Source organism: Halomonas sp. KX33721, from assembly GCF_001596805.1.
Classification (GTDB): Bacteria; Pseudomonadota; Gammaproteobacteria; order Pseudomonadales; family Halomonadaceae; genus Vreelandella; species Vreelandella aquamarina.
This window is the reverse complement of record NZ_LVIA01000014.1, coordinates 73,186-94,585: the sequence shown is the minus strand read 5'-3', so window position 1 is coordinate 94,585 and position 21,400 is coordinate 73,186. Positions and strand designations below refer to the sequence as shown.

The following is a 21,400-nucleotide window of genomic DNA, read 5'->3' as shown; positions in this document are numbered from 1 at the left end:
TAATATCGTGATTGGCTTCGGGCACCGGGTAGCTAAGCGCTAGGAAGTGGATGATGCGCGTTTGGCCCGCTCCAGTAGTGGCGCCAGGAAGCGCCCGGTATGCGAAACGCTCTGCTTGGCAATCTGCTCGGGCGTGCCCTCAGCAATAATTTGCCCGCCGCCAGAGCCACCTTCCGGTCCAAGATCAATGAGCCAGTCGGCGGTTTTGATCACATCCAAGTTGTGCTCAATCACGACAATCGTATTGCCGTGATCGCGCAGTCGGTGGAGTACGGTCAGCAGCTGGCGAATATCTTCAAAATGTAGGCCTGTGGTAGGTTCATCCAAAATGTAGAGCGTTTTGCCGGTGTCGCGCTTAGCTAGCTCTCGGGCCAGTTTGACACGCTGTGCTTCACCGCCGGATAACGTGGTGGCGCTTTGCCCTAAGCGAATATACGAGAGCCCTACGTCCATTAGCGTTTGCAGGCGGCGGGCAATGGCGGGCACCGGGCTGAAGAATGCCAGCGCGTCTTCCACGGTCATTTCCAGCACTTCGTGGATGGTCTTGCCTTTATAGTGAATATCCAGCGTTTCGCGGTTGTAACGCTTACCTTTACATACATCGCAGGGTACGTAGATATCCGGCAGGAAGTGCATCTCTACCTTGATCATGCCCTCGCCCTGACACGCTTCACAGCGCCCGCCCTTAACGTTAAAGCTGAAGCGGCCCGGCTTATAGCCCCGTGAGCGCGCCTCTTGGGTACCCGCAAATAGCTCGCGAATGGGCGTGAAAATACCGGTGTACGTCGCAGGGTTAGAGCGCGGCGTACGGCCAATGGGGCTCTGGTCGATATCGATCACTTTATCGAGCTGATCAAGCCCTTCAACCTTCTCATAGGGCGCTGGGGTCAAGGTGGTGGCGCGGTTAAGCTCACGGGCGGCAATGGGCATCAGCGTGTCGTTAATCAGCGTTGATTTACCCGAGCCAGAAACCCCCGTCACGGCAATAAACAGCCCCAAAGGCAGGCTCAGCGTGACGTTTTGCAGGTTATTGCCTGTCGCGCCGCGCACGACCAACTGCTTTTCCGGATTGCTGGGAATACGGTAGGGCGGCACGGCGATTTCACGAGTGCCGGAAAGATACTGACCGGTGAGCGAGTTGGGGTTATCCATCACTTGCTGGGGCGTGCCTTGGGCGACGATTTCACCGCCATGAACACCGGCGCCGGGGCCGATATCCAGCACATGGTCCGCCGCGCGAATGGCGTCTTCGTCGTGTTCGACCACAATCACGGTATTGCCCAGGTCGCGCAGTCGCTCCAGGGTTTTCAACAGGCGGTCATTGTCCCGCTGATGCAGGCCGATAGAGGGCTCGTCCAGAATGTACATGACGCCCACCAGCCCCGCGCCGATTTGGCTAGCCAGACGGATACGCTGGGCTTCGCCGCCGGAGAGGGTGTCGGCGCTGCGCTCTAGGTTCAGGTAGTCCAGGCCCACGTTGACCAGGAACTCTAGGCGCGCGTGAATCTCGTTGACGATCTTGTCGGCAATTTCGCCTTTACGCCCCGGCAGGGCCAGCTCGGCAAAGTAGCGCCACGCGTCGCCAATCGGCAGGTGAACGATATCCGCAATGTTGTGGTCATCCACATACACATGGCGCGACTCTTTGCGCAGCCGCGAGCCGCCGCAGGTGGTACACGGCTGCACGGCGATATACTTGGCGAGATCATCACGCACCATGTTGGATTCGGTTTCCCGATAGCGGCGCTGCATGTTGGGCAGCACGCCTTCAAAGGCATGCTCCCGGGTGACTTTGCGGCCGCGATCCCCCACGTACACGAACGGAATTTGCTCATTGCCGCTACCGTTGAGGATGATCTCACGCTCGTGGCGAGCCAGCTCCTGCCAGGGGGTTTCCAGCTCGAAGCGGTAGTGCTTGGCGAGTGCCTGCAACTGGGTGAAATAGTAAATGTTGCGCCGATCCCAGCCTTTAATGACGCCTTCTGCGAGGGAAAGCTCTGGATGGCTAATCAGCTTATCTGGGTCAAAGTACTGCTGAACGCCGAGGCCATCACAGGTAGGGCAGGCGCCCGCAGGGTTGTTAAAAGAGAACATGCGCGGCTCAAGCTCTGAGAGCGAGTAGCCACATACCGGGCAGGCAAAGCGCGAGGAGAAGGCGAGGTCTTCCTGCTCGCCATCCATAAAGTGAATCATCGCCGTGCCGTCGGCCAGGTTTAGCGCGGTCTCAAACGATTCCGCTAAGCGCTGGGCGATATCGTCGCGCACTTTAAAGCGGTCCACTACCACGCTGATATCGTGTTTTTTACGCTTATCCAATGGTGCGATGTCGTCGAGTTCGAGCACTTGACCGTCGATCTGCACCCGCACGAACCCCTGGGCACGCAGCTCGCTGAGCAATTGTAAATGCTCGCCTTTGCGGCCCTTCACCATAGGGGCCAGCAGCATTAGCTTGGTGCCCTCGGCGAGGTTCATCACTTGATCGACCATCTGCGAAATGGTCTGGGCTTCTAAGTCTTCACCGTGCTCTGGGCAACGGGGCGTGCCTGCGCGGGCAAACAGCAGACGCAGGTAGTCGTAGATTTCGGTGATAGTGCCCACGGTTGAGCGCGGGTTGTGGGAGGTGGATTTCTGCTCAATAGAGATCGCAGGAGAGAGACCTTCGATGTGGTCCACATCGGGCTTCTCCATCATCGAGAGGAATTGGCGTGCATAGGTAGAGAGCGACTCCACGTAGCGACGCTGCCCCTCGGCATAGAGCGTGTCAAACGCCAGCGATGACTTACCGGAACCGGAAAGCCCGGTAATGACGATAAGCTTGTCGCGAGGCAGCTCCACATCGATCTGCTTGAGGTTGTGGGTGCGGGCACCCCTGACCAGAATGCTGTCCATCAACACCTCGAATCGCGTGGCAAAAGCGTAATTATACGATTGCTGTCCCCTTCCCGGCAAAACTGTCTCTGCCTGCGTCACCGCGCTTGGCGTTTCCAGCGTGATGACAAAGCGCTAGAATGGGGGGTTACCTCAGGCCGTTCTGGCCCATCCACCATACACAAGGGCACTATGCGCAAGGTTTCCGCACTGCTGCTGGCCGCTGAACGCCGTGCAATCAGCGGCTTGGCCGGCCTTTATGCGTCTCGTATGCTGGGACTGTTCATGGTTCTGCCGGTGCTCGCGCTCTATGCCGATACGCTGGCAGGCGCTACGCCGCTACTGGTTGGCGTGGCGTTAGGCATTTATGGCTTAACCCAGGCGACGCTGCAAATCCCGTTTGGTTTGCTCTCTGACCGCATTGGTCGTAAGCGTGTCATTGCGATGGGGCTGCTGATTTTTGCTTTTGGCAGCGTGGTAGCGGCCATGGCAGATAGCATTGGCGGGGTAATTTTAGGTCGCGCCCTTCAGGGGGGCGGTGCCGTGGCGGCCGCCATAATGGCTCTATTGGCAGATCAAACCCGCGAGCAGGTACGCACGGCGGCCATGGCCACCATTGGCCTTTCGATCGGCGTATCGTTTGCCATTGCCATGGTGCTTGGTCCTTGGTTAGCCTCCTGGGCGGGGCTCTCTGGGGTGTTTTGGTTTACCGCACTCCTAACATTGGTGGGACTGTTAGTCCTTTGGCGCTGGGTGCCGCCTGCGCCGCGCCGGTTACGCCACCGTGACGTAGGGCTGGACCGGAAGCAGTTTAAAAGTGTGATTACCCGGCCGGATTTGTGGCGGCTTGATCTATCGATTTTTGCGCTGCATCTTGTCCTCATGGCAATCTTTGTGGCTATCCCCTTCCGCTTACTCAATGCGGGGGTAGCAGTGGAGTACCATGGATTAGCCTACCTAGGCATTATGGCACTCTCTTTTGTGGCGATGGTGCCGCTGGTGATCATAGCGGAAAAGCGCCAGCGTATGAGGCTGATGTGCCTATTGGCGATTGGAGCCATCGCTGCCAGCCTAGCCAGCCTAGGGTTGTCGCTTTCCCAGGGGCATTGGCTGTTTGTTTGGCTATTTGTTTTCTTTACCGGCTTTAATTTGCTGGAGGCAACGCTGCCTTCCATGCTTAGCAAGTTGGCCCCAGCGGGTGCTAAGGGCACCGCAATGGGGGTGTATTCCACCAGCCAGTTTCTCGGCGCTTTTTTAGGTGGCACGTTGGGCGGCTTGCTGGCGAATACCTGGGGGCTTAACGCGGTATTTATTGGTTGCGCGGTGCTAGCGCTGGCGTGGTGGGTAGCCATGTGGCGGATGCCTTCTCCTCCGCCGCTCTCCAGCGAGGTGGTGGCGTTACACGATACGCAGCCTGATGCGATCAACTTATTGATGGAGCATCTTGCCGACGTGGTTGGTGTGGAAGATGTGATGGTCGTGCCGGAGGAGCGCCTCATGTATTTGAAGGTAAACCGCAAAGAACTCGATCAAGCGGCGCTGGCAAAACTGATTCCACCGCCGCGACCCTAAAGAATGAGCGCTCACCTGCTAAAAACAGCAGGTAGCGACCTACTCAGTTATTTGTCCGATTACGTAAAGGAGCGACCTCATGGCGCGCGGTATTAACAAAGTTATTTTGATTGGCAACCTGGGCCAAGATCCTGAAGTGCGATTCACCCCTTCTGGCACAGCGGTAGCAAACTTAAACCTAGCCACTTCCGATACCTGGATGGATCGCCAAAGTGGCCAGCGCCAGGAGCGCACCGAGTGGCATCGCGTGGTGCTATTCAACAAAACCGCTGAAATCGCCCAGCAGTACCTTAAAAAAGGCTCAAAAGTGTATATTGAGGGCCGCCTGCAAACGCGCAAATGGCAGGACCAGAACGGTCAAGATCGTTACAGCACGGAGATCGTGGCTAACGATATGCAAATGCTGGATAGCCGTGGCGGCGACTTCCAGGGCGGTGGTGCCCCGCAGGGTGGCTACGCTCAGCAGGCCCCGGCTCAGCAAGCGCCTCCTCAACAGAACTATGGCCAAAACCTGCCCCAGCAGGGCGGCTACCCGCCTCAGGGTGGGGCCCCTCAGCGAGGTGGACAGCCAGCGCCGCAGCAGCAGCCGGCACCGAATAACCAAAACAACAGCTATGGCGCCCCCGATCCGGGTAATTTTGATGATTTCGACGACGAAATTCCGTTCTAGAAAGTACCTTACACACGTTCGTCGATGCGTGGCGCAGTTGCCGCCACGGTTTTGGGTTGAGGGGGAGAGGCTGTCTTGAAGCTGCTGATACTAGATGCCGGGCACTGCTTAAGTTTAGCGCTAGCCCGTGAAGCGAGCCGGCGCGCGGATACCGAGCTAGTCATTGAGCAAGGCCTTGCTGTTTCGCCGAGTCAGCTACAGGCGATAGCGCCCGATGCGGTGCTCATTCCCCCGCTGGCGCACCCGCTGAGCATGACGCCCGCCGAGGTGAAAGCCCATGCGGATGCCGTTGATCGCTGTGTGGATGCCTGCCAAGCCCAAGACGTGGCGCTGGTGTGGTGTGTCTCGGATCAGCTCTATGAAGAGGGATTTGATATCCCGATTGATGAGCATGTCGTGCCTGCCCCACGTGATGAGTGTTTGCGTCGATTGGTGCAAACAGGCGATCGTATCCGTGCCGAATACCATCGCCATCTGATTGTGCGCTTAGGGCCGCTGTTTGCGTTGGAAGGTAGCCACGCCTGGCTAAGTGAAATTATCGACAGCTTTATCACGGGGCAGACGGTGCGCGCAGCAGAGGACGTAGTGTTTTGCCCCACCTCTGCCGACGCGGTCGCCATGGCGTTGATTGGCATGCTACAGCAGCAGGCCTGCGGCGCTGACGCCTGGGGAGCCTATCATTTGGCGGGCACTGAGCCGGTCAGTGCGTTCACTTTTACATCAATGGTGCGTACTCAGCTGGCCACTCACCTAGAAGGGCGTGGCGAACATATTGATTTAGGGGAGATACAGGCCCTTAATCATCATCACGACGCCAAGCTGCGTCGGGTATTAAACTGCCGTCGAGTGTTGGATGTTTTTGGTGTGCATCAAAAACCTTGGCGGCTGGAAGTGGGACGCATGCTAGATGCGTGGTGCTTAACCCGTGACCAGCAGCGTGATGACGTTGGGACAGGAGAGTCAGTTTGATCAATGTGGGTCGCAGCCTGCTGTTTTATTTAGGTTATTTCACTGCCATGCTGCTCATTGGGGTGCTTTTTTTACCCATCGCACCGTTTCTGCCACTGGCGGCTCGCTATCGGCTGTTGAATCTCTACAACTACTTCTTGATGGTGTGGTTCCGCATTGCCTGCGGTGTGCGCTATGAGATTCAGGGGCGGGAAAATATCCCGTCAGGGCCCTGCGTCATTCAAGCCAATCACCAGTGTGAGTGGGAGACGCTCTTTCTGCAGGTGATGAAGCCGCCGGTGTGCACCGTGCTCAAGCGCGAGCTGCTGCGCATTCCCGTTTTTGGGTGGGGGCTGCGCTTGCTACGCCCGATCAGTTTGGATCGCTCCAAGCCCGCGCGAGCCATGAAACAGGTGCTGACGCAGGGCGTCGAACGCCTGGGCACTGGCCTGTCTGTCCTGATTTTCCCAGAGGGCACGCGGGTAGATCCTGGCGTGCGCAAGCGCTATAACAAAAGCGGTAGTGTCGTTGCTTGCCGAGCCGGTGTGCCGGTGCTTCCCGTCGCTCACAATGCCGGTGAGCGCTGGCCTGGTCGTCACTGGGTCAAGCGCCCGGGTGTACTGCGGGTGCGCATTGGAGAGCCCATTGAGACCTCCGGGCGTACGCCCGATGAAGTCTTGGAAGATGTAGAGGCTTGGATAGAGGGTCAGCTACAGGAAATTTCAGAGGTGCCACGGCCAGCGTCTCGCTAATCGTTTTATAACGCAAAACGGCGCCTCGAAAGGCGCCGTTTTTATGCTGCTTAAGTGCTGATCAACCGTTATAGCGCTGGAAGACTAAGCAAGCGTTCGTACCGCCAAAGCCAAAGCTATTAGACAGCACGCGGTCGATGGTGACGTTATCGCGACGCTGGGTCACAATATCGAAGCCATCGGCCTGCTCATCCAGCTGATCAACGTTTGCCGAGGCAGCTACAAAATTGTGCTGCATCATCAACAGTGAGTAGATGGCTTCTTGTACGCCTGTTGCTCCCAGGGAGTGGCCCGTTAGCGACTTGGTCGAGCTCATAGCAGGCGTTGAGTTGCCAAACACATTGCGGATGGCCTTCAACTCAGCCATATCACCAACCGGCGTAGAGGTGCCGTGGGTATTGATATAGTCGATATCGCCCTGCACGGTCGCCATCGCTTGGTGCATACAGCGTGTAGCACCTTCGCCAGAGGGAGCCACCATGTCGTAGCCATCAGACGTTGCGCCATAGCCCACCAGCTCGCCGTAAATCTTCGCGCCACGAGCTTTGGCATGCTCCAGCTCTTCAAGCACCAGCATGCCGCCGCCGCCAGCGATCACAAAGCCGTCGCGCGCCTGGTCGTAGGGGCGAGAAGCCTTGTCAGGCGTATCGTTGTAGTGGGTGGAGAGGGCGCCCATTGCATCAAACAGGCACGAGAGCGTCCAGTGCTCCTCTTCGCCACCACCCGCAAATACCACATCTTGCTTGCCTAGCTGGATCTGCTCCATGGCATTGCCGATACAGTGAGCTGAGGTTGCGCAGGCGGAAGAGATTGAGTAATTCACACCTTTGATTTTAAACGGCGTTGCCAAGCACGCAGACACTGTGCTGCCCATGGTGCGGGTAACACGGTAGGGGCCTACGCGGCGCAGGCCTTTCTCGCGCATGGCGTCGGCAGCTTCAACTTGGTTGGCGCTTGATGCACCCCCCGAGCCTGCAATCAGCCCCGTACGCACGTCAGAAACCTGGGCTTCAGTTAGCCCGGCGTCTTCGACTGCTTGAGCCATGGAGACATACGCATAGGCTGCTGCGTCGCCCATAAAGCGGCGCAGTTTGCGGTCGATTAACGCGTCCAAGTCGATATCAACGCTGCCTGCTACATGGCTACGGAAGCCACGCTCAGCGTACTCTTCCTTAAAACGAATACCGCTGCGCCCGTTTTTGAGCGCGTCTAGGACCTGTTGCTGGTCGTTGCCTAAGCACGACACGATGCCAAGGCCGGTGACTACCACTCGTCGCATGGGAGCCTCCTGTTAGAAATTCGCAGTGGAGGTGAATAGGCCAACGCGCAGCTCATTAGCCTGGTAGATGTCGCGTCCGTCAACGGACACGGTGCCGTCAGCAATGCCTAGGATAAGCCGACGAGTAATGACGCGCTTCATATTAATGCGATACGTCACTTTTTGTGCATCGGGCAAAATTTGGCCGCTGAACTTCACTTCGCCACAGCCTAGCGCACGGCCACGGCCAGGATGGCCAAGCCATCCCAGATAGAAGCCCACCAGCTGCCACATCGCATCAAGCCCTAAGCAGCCGGGCATCACTGGATCTCCCGGGAAGTGGCAATCAAAAAACCACAGATCAGGTGTGATATCCAGCTCGGCGATCAGTTCGCCCTTGCCATGCTCACCGCCCTCTTCGTGAATGTGCTTAATGCGATCAAGCATCAGCATGTTAGGAGCTGGCAACTGTGCATTGCCGGGGCCAAATAGTTCGCCGCGCGAGCAGGCCAGCAGTTCTTCGCGATCAAAGGAATGTTGCTTGGTCACTGAGTCGTTCCGAGTATGAAGATGATTGTTGCGCCTAGTCTACTTCCCGAAACCGCTGAATGCACGTCGCGAGCGGCTTATCGTAACGTTCTAACACTTTTTAATGGGTTGCCGATAATCCAGGTTGCCTTATTGTGTTGTTCGGATTAGTGAATTCGCCCAATAAACGGTGTATTGACGTAATATGCTCTATCCAAGATTTTAGTGAGACGGCATGATGTCGTCATCGTTTGTTTTTGTTAGTGACTGATCAGGACAACAAGAATCGCCATGTGGCTGCCTGTCTCTCTTAATCGCCCGTTGGTATGGGTGGCGCTGATGGCGCTACCTGCCTGCGTGTGGATCCCCGGTGCGGCGCTGCGTATGGTCGCGGCTAGCTTCGTTACTTTAGGCTTGTGGGATGCTTGGAACCAAGTGCGTCTGCAGCGTCTGCGCCTGCGTCTTTCACAGGATGCGTTGGGGTTGTCTGGTGATGCGGTGGTCATTAGTGATGTCCAAAACCGTGTGCTAGCGGTGAATCCGGCGTTTACCGAAATTACCGGTTATGAAAGCCAAGAGATGATAGGCCGAAAACTAGACACCCTGGCGGCTCAGCGCCATGACAAAGCGTTTTATGAAAACTTTTGGAGCACCCTAAAAGCCACTGGGCGCTGGGAAGGCGAAATGTGGAACCGTCGCAAACATGGCGATGAGTACCCTGAATGGCTCAAAGTGCGTGCCGTCACCGACAAGCGAGGCAAAATCACCCACTTTATCAGCTGGTTCTCCGATATTTCGGCACAAAAAGCTCGTGAGAACGATTTAAGGCGTATCGGCTATGAAGATCCGCTAACAGGCCTACCTAACCGACGTCGCTTGCATGACTTAATGGCGTCCAGGCTGCGCCACCTGCGTGCAGGTGAAAGCTTGGATATGGCGCTGATTGATATTGACGGACTTAAGTCGGTTAACGATAGCTTAGGCGTTGAGCAGGGCGACCGGCTGCTGGCTCGATTTGCCCAGCGGCTCACCAGCTATATGGCGGGAAGCGTAGTGGGGCGGCTGGGTGGTGATGAGTTTATGGTGATTCGCACCACTACCTTTGATGACCACGACAAGTGGCTAGGGAATCTGCGCGACCATATGTGCCGCCCCTTCGAGATTAATGAACAGTCGCTGCGATTAGGCCTCACCATTGGTAGCTGCCGTGCGCCGGAAGATGGTCAAGATTCCAGCGTGCTGTTTCAGCGTTTAGAGTCAGCGCTTTACAGCGCCAAGCGGCTGGGTCGCAACCACAGCCTGCGGTTTTGCCCCGCGCTGGATAAACAGGATAATCCCCAATTAGCATTAGTCAGCGACCTGCGTGCCGCGCTGATCTCCGGTGACCAGTTAGAGCTTCACTACCAAACCCAACACCATCCCGGTAGCGGTGAGTTGGTAGGTATGGAAGCACTGCTGCGCTGGCGTCACCCCAAAGGTGGCATGATATCGCCGGGAGAGTTTATTCCCCTGGCCGAGCGTCACGGCTTGATGGCAGAGTTAGGCAGTTGGGTGATCGAAAAGGCCTGTGCTCAGCAAGCGCATTGGCAAAATAGCGGCATGCCGAAGACCACTGTTTGGGTCAATATCTCTGCCCTTCAGCTCTTTCAGGGCGATCTAGAAACCCAGCTTGCCACCTGTCTTGAGCGTTACCAGCTAGAGCCGTCACAACTTGGTTTGGAGCTGACCGAATCGGTGTTACTAGACGAACGAGCAGGGGACATGGGGCCACGTCTGCAGGCACTAAGAGAGCTTGGCTACTCAATCGCTATTGACGACTTTGGCACCGGCTACTCGTCGCTGGGATATTTGAAGCGGCTACCAGTAGATAAAATTAAATTAGATCGCGCTTTTATTAGCGAGTTGCCCAACGACCAAGCAGATGCCGCGATTGTTACAGCGGTACTGGCCATGGCAAAAGGCATGGGGCTGGAAGTGATCGCCGAAGGAGTCGAAACCCAGGCCCAGTGTCAGTTCCTGGTAGAAGCAGGCTGCACCCTGGTACAAGGATTTTACTTTGCTAAACCGATGCCCGCCGCCGAGCTTGAGCAGCGCTGGGCACCGCTACCGCAGGCAGAAGGCGCATATTAATTAATCGCTAGCGGCTAAACGCTGAATGTAACGGCTGATGTCCCAGCAGAGCGCTGCCCAGATGACGGCCTGTGCTGGAAGTAGCCACGGTGCCAAGCTAACGTTTGCCAGCGCTGCACCGCCTAAAATAACGGCGGGACGCCGCTATGGAGAGGTGCTGAGGTTAACGTTATTTGGAGAGCACTTTGAAGGCATCCAGCGCCCGCTGGCGAGCCGCGTTGTGGTCAACGATGGGCGCTGGGTAGTCAATCGGGTTGAGCATGTCCTGAGGCGGCGCATGGCGCGCTTTGGCAGGCAACGTCTTGAGCTCGGGTAGCCACTGAGCAATAAATTCGCCGCCTGGGTCGAAGCGCGTGGATTGGGTCGTGGGGTTGAAAATGCGGAAGTAAGGTGCCGCATCGGTACCCGTTGAGGCTGCCCACTGCCAGCCGCCGTTATTGGCGCAAAACTCGCCATCGACCAAGTAGCGCATAAAAAAGGCTTCGCCCCGCCGCCAGTCAATCAGCAGATGCTTGCTGAGAAACATGGCCGTAATCATTCGCAGGCGATTGTGCATCCAGCCGGTCGTCACTAGCTGTCGCATGGCGGCATCCACAATCGGATAACCGGTGCGGCCTTCGCACCAGGCGGCAAACCCTTCGTCGGCATCCCGCCATTGCAACTGCTTGGTGTGCGCTTGAAACGGCTGGTAGCGGCATACCTGAGGAAAGCCGACCGCGACATGCTGATAAAACTCGCGCCAGATGAGTTCGTTTACCCAGGTGGTAAGGCCTGCATCGCCATCGGCAAGGTGCCCGCCATTTTCGCTCATGACCGCTTGCAGGCACTGGCGGTGGGAAATAACGCCCAGCGCTAAGTAGGGCGAAAGCTCGCTCGTGCCGCGCACCTTAGGAAAGTTACGCTGATCTTTATAGTGACGCCCCCGAAAGCGTAAAAAACGCTCAAGGTTATCGCTGGCAGCATTTTCACCCGCAGGCCAGAGACGCCCATCCAGCGGCTCATCCTCTAGCGTTGGCAGTGCGGGTAATGGATCACTGTCAATGGCTAGCGGTGACTGCACGCTGGGCGTGTCGCGCAGGGCTAGCTGCTCGGCGGTAACTTGCTTGTGCCACGCTTTTGAAAACGGGGTGAAGACGCCGTAGTAGTCACCTTTGCCTGTCAGTAAGGTACCGGGGGCAAACGCCACCGCGTCGTGATGGCCTTGGGCGGTAATACCGGCCTGCTGAAAAGTCTCCAGTACCGACTGGTCGCGGCGCTGCTCGTTCAGCGGATACTCATAATTGAAGTGGAGCTGCTTGATGCCATGTTCGCGGGCAACCTCTAAAAGCGCCTTGGGGGCGTCGTCGAAACGCCCAATATCGCGATGCAGCAGCGGAATATTCAAGCCATTGAGCGAGGCCTTAAGCGCGCTAACACCACGCGCCCAGAAATCGAGCTTATTTGCGCCGTGGCCGTGGTCACGCCACTGCTCAATGCTACGCAAAAAAACCGCCACTACCGGCCCTTTGGCGGCAGCGGCGGCGAGTGCGGAATTGTCATGAATACGTAGATCACTGCGAAACCAAACAAGCTGCAGGTTCATGCAAAGCCCTTAGATTGGCGACTTTTCGTGCGCTTAAAGAATGCCTGATTCACGCAGTAGAGGGCGTAGCCGGGCGATCGCCTGGGGTAGGTCGTCGCCCAGCATATGAACAGGACCATCGCGCAGATCGTTCTCACGCAGGCGCGCGACTTCACCGCATACGCCGATAGGCACGCCCAGCGCTTCAGCGGCTTTGGGTAGCGCTACGCGAATATAGTTGTCGCATTCCCGCTGGCCGCTAGAGAGCAGAACCATTGAGGAGTGCAGGCGAGACACCGCTTGTGCAAGGTCTTCGAGTGCCAGCGAATGATCAAACAGCTGGACTCGGTAGCCCTGCTCGCTGGCCATCAGTGCACTCATCAGTACCCACAGCGGGCCAGGATCGTCGGGCATGGCGCTGAGCAGAATCAGCGGGCCGCGGGTTGCCTGGTTGGCGTAGTGCAGGCGAGTACCCACCTGACTACGCAAAAAGGCCTCAAAGGTGCGGCGCACCAAATCATCTGGCTGCGCCGCCCATTTAGCTTCTAGGGTTAGAATGACGGGCTGCCACAGCTCGTTAATCGCCACGCTTAGCGGATAGAGCGCTAGGCTTTGATGGTAGAGCGCTTCCAGCTTGGGAAGGTCGACGGCTTCAATGACCGCCAGAAGCTGCTGGCGCTGGCTAGACCAGTCCCCGGCATCTGGGGTGGGGGTCTCTACCGTTTCGGGCTGGTCAAGCAGGTCGGCGACCTGGCTGACCGGCACGCCTCGGTTGAGCCACTGGAGAATGCGTTCAATACGGCTGATATCGTCCTGGGCATAGAGCCGGTGACCCTTAGGGGTCCGCTGTGGGCGAATTAATCCGTAGCGTCGCTCCCAGGCGCGCAGGGTGACCGAGTTCACACCCGTTAAGCGGGAAACTTCCCGAATCGGATAGAGCGGGGTATCGGGTGGGTGGGTCGCCTTGTTGCTCATGGGCGCCATTGCCTCTTGGTTGCCTGCAACAAGCGCTGCAGGGGTCTGTCAATAATTGCGGTGGCCGTGTTGTCGCGCCAGTTCGGCGCTAGGCCACTTAGTCGTGTAGCGGTTTGCTGAATAGCACCTAATCGGTTAGATAGGGTCACGCTATTATAGGCACCTTTGTACAACTTGTGGCTACTAGGTACAACCTTTGCTGTGTCCCTTTGGGTGTAGCCTCGCGTTAGCTTCCATTAGACCGACCGGCCTAATAATGCCTCTCCCAACTCGTCATCGGAGAGCCATGCATCCTCCACGCGGCTGCCACGAAAGCTGCCGCCGTATAGCCATAAACCGCGCTCGCTGTATAAGAATGACTGACTGCCCGCAGCGCTTTTGCCTGGGGAGGCGGCGCGCTGATCACCACATGATCGAAGTGGCCATACTGTTCAGTCGGCAACTTTGCTCGCAAAGGTGGGCGCGGTGGAGGGAGTGAAGGTTACACTTGCCGGTTCAGCCATAAATCCTCGCGAGTAAGGTAGTGCTCAACTAAATTTATTGTAGCAGTTATGTATAAATATTGTACAATTAAGCGCTATGCAACGTGCGCGACGGTGCGGTGACCACTTTTTGATATCAACCATCTGATGGATCAGTAGTGGCGACTACGCTGGCGCAAGTGACGTCCAACGCCAAAGGAGTGACACCATGCGGGTATTAATTACCGGGGGAAGCGGCTTTGTAGGCCAACGGCTCTGCCAACAGCTCATTGCCCAGGGGCACGATGTACAGGTGGTATCTCGCACGCCCCACGACGTGCGGGGAAAACTACCCAAGGCATGCGATATCCGTGATAGTGCCCAAGCCTTTGTGGATACACCGCCGGATGCGTTGGTAAACCTAGCGGGGGAGTCCATCGCGGCAAAGCGCTGGAGCGCCGAGCAGAAAGAGCGGCTGATTCGTTCACGGGTGGAAAGTACTCAGCAGCTGATTGCGCTCTGTGAGCAGCTGGCGGCCAATGGTCAGCCCTTACCGAAAGTGATGGTGAGCGGTTCGGCCATGGGCTATTACGGTGATCAGGGCAGCAAAGTGGTGGATGAATCCACGTCCCCTCATGATGAGTTCGCCCATCGGCTCTGCGCCCAATGGGAAGCCGCGGCAAAACCGATTGAAGCCATGGGGGTTAGGCTAGCAGTTTTACGGATTGGCTTAGTGCTAGAGGCGGGAGGCGGTACGCTGCAGAAAATGCTGCCACCGTTCAAGCTGGGATTAGGCGGGCGATTTGGCGATGGCACACAGTTCATGCCCTGGATTCACCGGGATGACTTGGTAGCGGCGATTATGTTTCTGATCAACGAGCCGACCTTGTCAGGTGCCTTTAACGGCAGCGCACCGCATCCGGTGACCAACGCCGAATTCACCCAAGCGCTGGCCAAGCAGCTGCATCGTCCGGCCATGTTTCCGGTGCCCGCTTTTGTGCTGAAAGCGGGCTTTGGGGAGATGTCACAACTGCTGCTTACCGGTGCGGATATGCGCCCGGCGCGCTTGAGCGAGGCAGGCTTTCATTTCCAATACCCGACGCTGAAGCAAGCGCTGGCGGCAATTTTATAGCGCCACCAGCGGGTACTTGCCTGGTTTAAGCGTTCGGGTCGACGGTGATAATGACCCGTACGGAGTCAAGCCGCAGGCGGGTATTCTCAATCGCGTTGCTCAGTGCTTGGCGCTCCTGTTTCAGCGCTTCCAGCTCTTCGCTGCGTACTGCCGGATTGTGCTCTGCCAGCGCCGTCAGGCGGGCCAGTTCGGCATCCAGTTGGGCACGCATACGGGTTTCAGCGGCCTCAACAATGCTCGGCAGCTCCCGTTCGGCTTCGCCTTCCCCTTGGGTGAGGAGTTCGCGTAACTGGTCATGGCGGCTTTTGATCAAGTCCCGCGCCAGCGACTTGTTCACCTTCTGCAGATTTTTGCCCAGCCCGGTGAAGGAGATCTTGCTGGTCAGGTTAGCCCCTGATTCATCCAACAGTACCCGCACGGCGGTGGGTGGCAAAAAGCGGTTCAGGTGCAGCGATTTGGGTGCCGGGCAGTGGGTGCGGAACACCAGTTCCGCCATTAAGCGCCCGCTGGGGATCGCCGGGTGGCGCAGCAGCGCCAGCGCCGTGTTGCCCATGGTGCCGTCGAGAATGCGGCCCATCATTTCGCGCAGCAGCGGGTGCTCCCAGGAGAGCCGCTGAACATCATCCCGCGCCAGCGCCTGAGCGCGGCTATAGGTGGCGGAAAAGCCCTCTTCGCCTTTTACCAGCCCCGGCAGGCCATCCAGCATGTGCTGGCTGGGCTGAAGGTAGAGCAGGCCATTGCCGATCTCCTGGCTATCGACGCCGAAGATATCCAGCGCGCGCTCCACGTAGCGGGGCAGTGCTGGGTCCTCGTCCAGCTCGCGTACCGCCTCAATCACCTGCTGTGCTCGTGCTGGGCGACAAGCATTAAGCTCCAGCAGGCGGTTGCGACCCGCATCCCGCTCGGCGAGCTTGGCAGTGAACATCTCGCGCGTCTCTTCGATAATCTCGTCGAGCGCTTCATCGTCGAGCAGCGCATCGGCCAGGGCATCGCCAAAGGCATCGAACAGGTCGCTGCCCACCCCATGGGGCGCGCTGAACGCGTCCATGCCTTCGTGGTACCAGCGCATCAGGCGCTCGCCGGGGCTGCCGGTGAAGTTGGGCACGTGCAGCTCAATAGCGTGGCGCTGGCCGATCCGGTCCAGGCGGCCAATGCGCTGCTCTAGCTGGTCGGGGTGCTGCGGCATGTCGAACATGACCAAGTGGCGGCAGAACTGGAAGTTGCGCCCTTCGGAGCCGATTTCGGAACACACCAACACCTGGCAGCCATCCTCTTCATCGGCAAACGCGGCGGCGGCCCGGTCGCGCTCTATCAGTGACAGGCCTTCGTGGAAGACCGGCGCATGGTAGCCGCCCAAGACCCGCAGGCCCTCCGCGAGCCCTTCGGCGGTTTCGCGATGGTGAGCAATCACCAGCACTTTGTCGTTGGCAAAGCCGGATTCACTGTCGTCGCTGAGTTTTTCCAGCAGCCAGTTGACGCGTGGGTCGATATGCCACCAGGACTCGGTGTTCAGCGGGTCGTTGCTTAACTCGCGGTACATGGCGTCCGGGTAGATCAGTACATCCGGGTGGTCCATGCCGGTTTCGATCAGCAGCTCGTCCAGGTAGTCGTCGTCGCGCTCCAGGCGGCGCAGCACGCGGCGGTAAGCCGACGGCAGTTCCAGTGATGCCTGATGCAGGCGTCGCTCAGGGAAGCCACCCACATGGCGGCGGCTGTTGCGGAACATCACGCGGCCGGTGCCATGGCGGTCGAGCAGTGCATCGCGCAGCTGGGCGCGTGCGGTGTCCTGCTGCTCCGGGCTGGCCTCTGGGTGGCACAGCGTGGCGAGCAGCGCTTGGCTATCTCGGTCGTCGGCTACGGCGGCGACGCGTTCACGGGCGCTCGCGGTCTGGGGCAGTTCCTCGAGAGCATCGATGGCCTCGGCCACCGCCACGTAGTGCTGCTCCTCCTCTTTGAAGCGCTCGATATCGTGGTAGCGCTCGGCATCCAGCAGGCGCAGGCGCGCGAAGTGGCTCTCCAGCCCCATCTGTTCTGGCGTGGCGGTGAGCAGCAGCAAGCCCGGGATCTCAGAGGCGAGCTGTTCCACGCACTGGTAGCCGGGGCCGCTGCTTTCTGGGCTCCAGTCCAGGTGATGCGCTTCATCGACAATCAGCAGGTCGAAGCAGCTGGCCAGGGCTTGGTCCTGGCGATGAATGTTGGCGAACAGCCAGCCTTGGCTGGCCAGCACGAGCTGGGCGCTCTCGAACGGGTTGGTGCTGCCGTGGGCTTGGCTCTGGTGCTCGTCCAGCAGTGTCACGTTTAGTGAGAAACGGCGCAGCAGCTCTACCAGCCACTGGTGGGTCAGGCTGTCGGGCACCAGAATCAGCGCGCGCTCTACCCGGCCTGCCAGCAGCAGGCGGTGGAGAATCAAGCCCGCCTCAATGGTTTTGCCCAGGCCTACCTCGTCGGCCAGCAGTACCCGCGGCGCATGGCGTCCGGCCACTTCGTCGGCGATATAGAGCTGGTGGGGGATTAGATCAATACGCGGCCCAGCAAAGCCCAGCGCGCTGTGCTGCTCAATGCGCTGATAGTGGTGCAACGTACGAAAGCGCAGATCAAACCAGTCGTTACGGTCTACCTGACCGGTCAGCAGGCGGTCACGGGCTTGGTCAAACTGCATGGTGTCGGCCAGCTTCGCCTCAGGCAGTTCGCGCGGGTTGCCTTCGCTATCTTCACCAATGTAGGTGATCAGGCCGCGGGTCTCTTTGCTGTCATCAACGATCATCTGCCAGCCGTCGGCAGAGAGCACGCGGTCGCCGCTGCCGAACATGACGCGGGTGAGCGGTGCTTGGCGGGTGTTGTAGGTACGGGTTTCCTGGCTGGCACTGAACAAGATGGTAACGCTACGGGCGTCGCAGTTAAGCACGGTGCCGAGTCCAAGCTCAGCCTCGCCGTCGCTAATCCAGCGCTGGCCGGGAGAAAAATCGCTCATGATGCCTCGAGGAAGTCGTCAAAATCGGTCGTACGCCGCTGGGCAGGTCACCAGTGGCAAACAGGGCGGGGGATTCTAACGCAAAGCAGCGGGGGTATTAAGGTCTATCGTGGTCAATCGCTTAACCAGCGCTCTAACTGCGCTCGAGTGAGCTCTCCCACATGAACGTCCAGCGTCTTGCCTGTCTGGTCAAATAGCACAGTAGTGGGGAGGCCTGGGGCTTGAAACTGGGCCATTAGGGTTTGCTGTGGGTCGCGCAACGGGTAGCGAAAGCTCAGCGACTGCTCGTCTAGGTAGCGTGCGATAGGTAGTAAGTCCTCGCCCTGATTGGCCACCACGACAGTAACGCCCTCGCGCTGGTCGGCCTCTTCCAGCAGCGGCATTTCACGCAGGCAGGGGGGACACCAGGTGGCCCATAAATTCACGATAATGAGCTCATCTTGGTTCGTCAGCGAGGAGAGACTAACCGCGTTTCCATCGAGGTCTTCCAGGGTGACGTCGGGCAGTGATGCCACGGCAAATTGCTGGCCTAGCGGGGCCAGCGTGACCAGCACCAACCAGAGGCTAACGGCCCCTACCGTCATGGCGAGTCCGCCGATCATCGCCAGCAGACGTGCACGCAGTGTCCAGCCGGTCCACAGTAAACCGGCAAGTAGTCCACCCAGCGCGTGATAGCCCGGCTGCCACACTTTTAGGGCGTCGAGCGGGGTAGCGCTATAACTCTCCCAGTTAAGGGCCACAAACGCCACGCGTGCCCCCAGTAGCCACACCACCAGCAAGCCATTAAACCAACGGCCATGCTGCTTAGCGGGCAGCCCCAGCAGGTAGCGACTACTGACAAGCAGCAGCAGTGCACAGCCAAAGGCATAGAGGCGGGGCGTGGAAATCAGCAGTGGACCGAGAGCAATGGCATTCATAGTCGTTCCGATAAGCAGGTACACTGGGCAACCATACCATGCACGCTTCACATGACGGAGATGTCGATGCCGCAATCCTCTTTTGACACCCTGCGCGCCCTGGCCATAGGTACCCAGGCACTTGGCCTGGCGCTCATCATTACCCTCGAAACCGTCCTCGGCGACGCAGCACGCCCCTGGCAGGGCGGTGTGCTGGCCGCTATGGTGGCGTGTGCACTGGTCATTGCGCTGGTGCGTATGTACCGCAACAAGCGCCGCCAGAAGCGCTTGGCAGAGCGACTAGACGCGTCGGCGTCAGAAAACCACGAGTGTTAGAAACCGTTGCTTGTGTTTTTGGCGTGACGGTTCCAGATTAAGCCCGGCTTATTCATGAGGCCGACCTGATAACGAAGATAGCGAATGGTATTCTCTTGAAAATTCAGTGTGTTCCGCCAAGAACCTGAACCAAGAGAGCCATCCGCTATGGGTGAAAGCCTATCCATCTGGACGCCCTCATGCAACGGCGATGCACGCGGCATGACGCCCCTGGTCCAGGACCGGCCGTCTCAAGCCACGCTGTCGCGGCTGCTTGGACGGCCGCAATTGATTCCAAAGAGCTATAAGAAAGCGGGAAAATTCCAGCGTTTTGGCATTACTCAACAGCCACTCGCGCTGAAGATGCGAATCCTGATAAGCAATGCCAACAGCCAGTACCTTCAGACCGCTCAATCAGCGCCCTCGTGAATGAGGCGGGGTTAGCTTACTTTTTGCTAGCGCGCTTACGCTCGTTTTCGGTCAGGTGCTTCTTGCGCAGGCGGATGTGGCTGGGCGTGACTTCTACCAGCTCATCGGAGTCCAGGAACTCGATGGCTTGCTCAAGGGTAAACTTGATCGGCGGCGTTAGAACGATGTTCTCATCGTTACCGGTAGAGCGCATGTTATCGAGCTTTTTACCCTTGGTCGGGTTCACCACCATGTCGTTGGCACGGTTGTTAATACCGATCAGCATGCCCTCGTACACTTCGGTCGCGTGGTCGATGATGAGCTTGCCGCGCTCCTGAAGGGCGTACAGTGCGTAAGCCAGCGCTTTACCGCCTACCATAGACACCAGCACGCCGTTACGACGCTCGATAGACGCATCGGGCTTCAGCGGGCCGTAGTGGTCAAAACGGCTGGTCAGGATGCCGGTGCCGGAAGTTAGCGTCAGGAACTGGCCACGGAAACCGATCAAGCCACGCGCCGGAATAATGAAGTCCAAACGAACTCGGCCTTTACCATCCGGGTTCATGTTGGTCATCTCACCTTTACGGTAGCCAAGCTCCTCCATGATGGAGCCCTGGTGCTGTTCTTCACAGTCGATGATGACTTCTTCGTAGGGCTCTTGCTTAACACCGTCGATCTCTTTGATGATAACTTCCGGACGGCCAACGGCCAGCTCGAAGCCTTCACGACGCATGGTTTCGATCAACACCGACAGGTGCAGTTCGCCACGGCCAGAGACTTTGAATTTCTCGGGTGTTTCGCCTTGCTCGACGCGCAGGGCGACGTTGTGAATCAGTTCCTGCTCCAGACGATCTTTGATGTTACGGCTGGTGACGAACTTGCCATCTTTACCCGCGAACGGCGAGTCGTTGACCTGGAAGGTCATAGAAACGGTCGGCTCATCAACAGACAGCGGCGGCAGCGCTTCAACGGCGCTCGGGTCACACAGAGTGTCCGAGATGGCCAGGTCTTCGATGCCTGTGATGCATACGATATCGCCAGCGGTGGCTTCGGTGGTTTGAACTCGCTCAAGGCCCATGTGGGTCATGACCTGACCGATTTTGCCTTTCCGAGTCGTACCATCAACACTGATGACTGAAATCTGCTGGTTAGGCTTCACAGAACCGCGCTTAATGCGGCCAAGACCGATAACGCCGACGTAGCTGTTGTAGTCCAGGGCAGAAATCTGCATCTGGAAGGGGCCATCAACTTCAACTTTCGGTGGCTCAACGATGTCCACAATCGCTTGGAACATCGGATCCATGTTGTCGGCCAGCGCTTCCGGATCCATACCAGCAATACCGTTCAGCGCCGAGCAGTAGATAATCGGGAAATCGAGCTGTTCGTCAGTGGCACCCAGGTTGTCGAACAGATCAAAAATCTGGTCGATAACCCAATCAGGGCGTGCACCGGGGCGGTCGATTTTGTTAACCACCACGATCGGCTTCAGGCCCTGGGAGAAGGCTTTCTGGGTAACGAAGCGGGTTTGTGGCATCGGGCCGTCTACGGCGTCAACCAGCAGCAGAACCGAGTCCACCATGGACATAACACGCTCAACTTCGCCACCGAAGTCGGCGTGCCCAGGGGTGTCCACGATGTTGATGTGGTAGCCCGTACCATTACCATCCTGCCACTGAATAGCGGTGTTTTTGGCCAGGATGGTAATACCACGCTCCTTCTCCTGGTCATTAGAGTCCATGATACGCTCTTGGCCTTCGGCCTTACGGTCGAGCGTGCCGGACTGGCTTAACAGTTTGTCTACCAAGGTAGTTTTACCGTGGTCAACGTGGGCGATGATGGCAATGTTGCGAAGATTCTCGATCACGACGCGATCCTGCTGGAAAAATAGGGCGGCATTATAGGGTCTGGGAGTGGTCCACTACCAGCGCTGTCTTAAATAAAGCAGCAAGTCAATA

At 57.9% G+C, this 21,400-nt stretch carries 16 protein-coding genes; 8 read left to right on the top strand and 8 right to left on the bottom strand.

Going from position 1 to position 21,400, the window contains the following annotated elements; all coding sequences use genetic code 11:
- Positions 1–39: 39 nt before the first annotated feature.
- On the bottom strand, positions 40–2,889 hold the full coding sequence (uvrA, locus tag A3220_RS05890) for an excinuclease ABC subunit UvrA (protein ID WP_062373754.1): 2,850 nt from the start codon (positions 2,887–2,889) through the stop codon (positions 40–42).
- 171 nt (positions 2,890–3,060) lie between these two features.
- Here uvrA and A3220_RS05885 point away from each other — a divergent pair, with 171 nt between their 5' ends.
- From A3220_RS05885 to A3220_RS05870, 4 genes are all read left to right on the top strand, one after another.
- On the top strand, positions 3,061–4,440 hold the full coding sequence (locus A3220_RS05885; RefSeq protein WP_062373751.1) for an MFS transporter: 1,380 nt from the start codon (positions 3,061–3,063) through the stop codon (positions 4,438–4,440).
- Positions 4,441–4,519: 79 nt separating this feature from the next.
- Positions 4,520–5,110, top strand: a complete 591-nt coding sequence (gene ssb, locus A3220_RS05880; RefSeq protein WP_062360470.1) for a single-stranded DNA-binding protein — start codon at positions 4,520–4,522, stop codon at positions 5,108–5,110.
- 75 nt (positions 5,111–5,185) lie between these two features.
- Positions 5,186–6,079, top strand: coding sequence for a sugar nucleotide-binding protein (locus A3220_RS05875; protein ID WP_062360473.1), 894 nt, complete (start codon positions 5,186–5,188; stop codon positions 6,077–6,079).
- On the top strand, positions 6,076–6,810 hold the full coding sequence (locus A3220_RS05870; protein WP_062360475.1) for a lysophospholipid acyltransferase family protein: 735 nt from the start codon (positions 6,076–6,078) through the stop codon (positions 6,808–6,810). The genes A3220_RS05875 and A3220_RS05870 overlap by 4 nt, the downstream gene beginning before the upstream one ends.
- Before the next feature lie 61 nt (positions 6,811–6,871).
- On the opposite strand, the gene fabB is transcribed toward A3220_RS05870, so the two are convergent.
- Together fabB and fabA are read right to left on the bottom strand one after the other, a co-directional pair.
- Positions 6,872–8,089, bottom strand: a complete 1,218-nt coding sequence (gene fabB, locus A3220_RS05865) for a beta-ketoacyl-ACP synthase I (protein WP_044630322.1) — start codon at positions 8,087–8,089, stop codon at positions 6,872–6,874.
- Positions 8,090–8,101: 12 nt separating this feature from the next.
- Positions 8,102–8,617 (bottom strand): 3-hydroxyacyl-[acyl-carrier-protein] dehydratase FabA, encoded by a 516-nt coding sequence (fabA, locus tag A3220_RS05860; RefSeq protein WP_062373747.1) that lies wholly within the window; start codon positions 8,615–8,617, stop codon positions 8,102–8,104.
- Positions 8,618–8,887: 270 nt separating this feature from the next.
- Here fabA and A3220_RS05855 point away from each other — a divergent pair, with 270 nt between their 5' ends.
- Entirely contained in the window at positions 8,888–10,726 is a 1,839-nt protein-coding gene (locus tag A3220_RS05855) for a GGDEF domain-containing phosphodiesterase (protein ID WP_062373745.1), read from the top strand.
- 169 nt (positions 10,727–10,895) lie between these two features.
- On the opposite strand, the gene phrB is transcribed toward A3220_RS05855, so the two are convergent.
- Both phrB and A3220_RS05845 read right to left on the bottom strand, forming a co-directional pair.
- Positions 10,896–12,308, bottom strand: a complete 1,413-nt coding sequence (gene phrB / locus A3220_RS05850) for a deoxyribodipyrimidine photo-lyase (protein ID WP_062373742.1) — start codon at positions 12,306–12,308, stop codon at positions 10,896–10,898.
- Between the two features lie 33 nt (positions 12,309–12,341).
- Positions 12,342–13,262 carry a MerR family transcriptional regulator gene (locus A3220_RS05845; protein WP_174524460.1) on the bottom strand — a complete coding sequence of 307 codons (921 nt, stop codon included), beginning with the start codon at positions 13,260–13,262 and terminating at the stop codon, positions 12,342–12,344.
- A gap of 690 nt (positions 13,263–13,952) precedes the next feature.
- Between A3220_RS05845 and A3220_RS05840 the strand changes: the two genes are divergently transcribed.
- Entirely contained in the window at positions 13,953–14,855 is a 903-nt protein-coding gene (locus A3220_RS05840; protein WP_062373737.1) for a TIGR01777 family oxidoreductase, read from the top strand.
- A gap of 25 nt (positions 14,856–14,880) precedes the next feature.
- Here A3220_RS05840 and rapA read toward each other — a convergent pair whose 3' ends face one another.
- Positions 14,881–17,826, bottom strand: coding sequence for an RNA polymerase-associated protein RapA (rapA, locus tag A3220_RS05835; RefSeq protein ID WP_044630328.1), 2,946 nt, complete (start codon positions 17,824–17,826; stop codon positions 14,881–14,883).
- Positions 17,827–17,939: 113 nt separating this feature from the next.
- The gene (locus tag A3220_RS05830; RefSeq protein ID WP_062373735.1) at positions 17,940–18,743 is read right to left on the bottom strand and encodes a TlpA disulfide reductase family protein; all 804 of its coding nucleotides are present in this window, start codon (positions 18,741–18,743) and stop codon (positions 17,940–17,942) included.
- A 66-nt stretch (positions 18,744–18,809) separates the two neighbouring features.
- Here A3220_RS05830 and A3220_RS05825 point away from each other — a divergent pair, with 66 nt between their 5' ends.
- Both A3220_RS05825 and A3220_RS05820 read left to right on the top strand, forming a co-directional pair.
- Positions 18,810–19,058 carry a hypothetical protein gene (locus A3220_RS05825; RefSeq protein ID WP_044630330.1) on the top strand — a complete coding sequence of 83 codons (249 nt, stop codon included), beginning with the start codon at positions 18,810–18,812 and terminating at the stop codon, positions 19,056–19,058.
- Positions 19,059–19,205: 147 nt separating this feature from the next.
- Positions 19,206–19,466, top strand: coding sequence for a hypothetical protein (locus A3220_RS05820; RefSeq protein ID WP_062373733.1), 261 nt, complete (start codon positions 19,206–19,208; stop codon positions 19,464–19,466).
- A 16-nt stretch (positions 19,467–19,482) separates the two neighbouring features.
- Here A3220_RS05820 and typA read toward each other — a convergent pair whose 3' ends face one another.
- Positions 19,483–21,309, bottom strand: coding sequence for a translational GTPase TypA (typA, locus tag A3220_RS05815; RefSeq protein ID WP_062362766.1), 1,827 nt, complete (start codon positions 21,307–21,309; stop codon positions 19,483–19,485).
- Between the last annotated feature and the right edge of the window lie 91 nt (positions 21,310–21,400).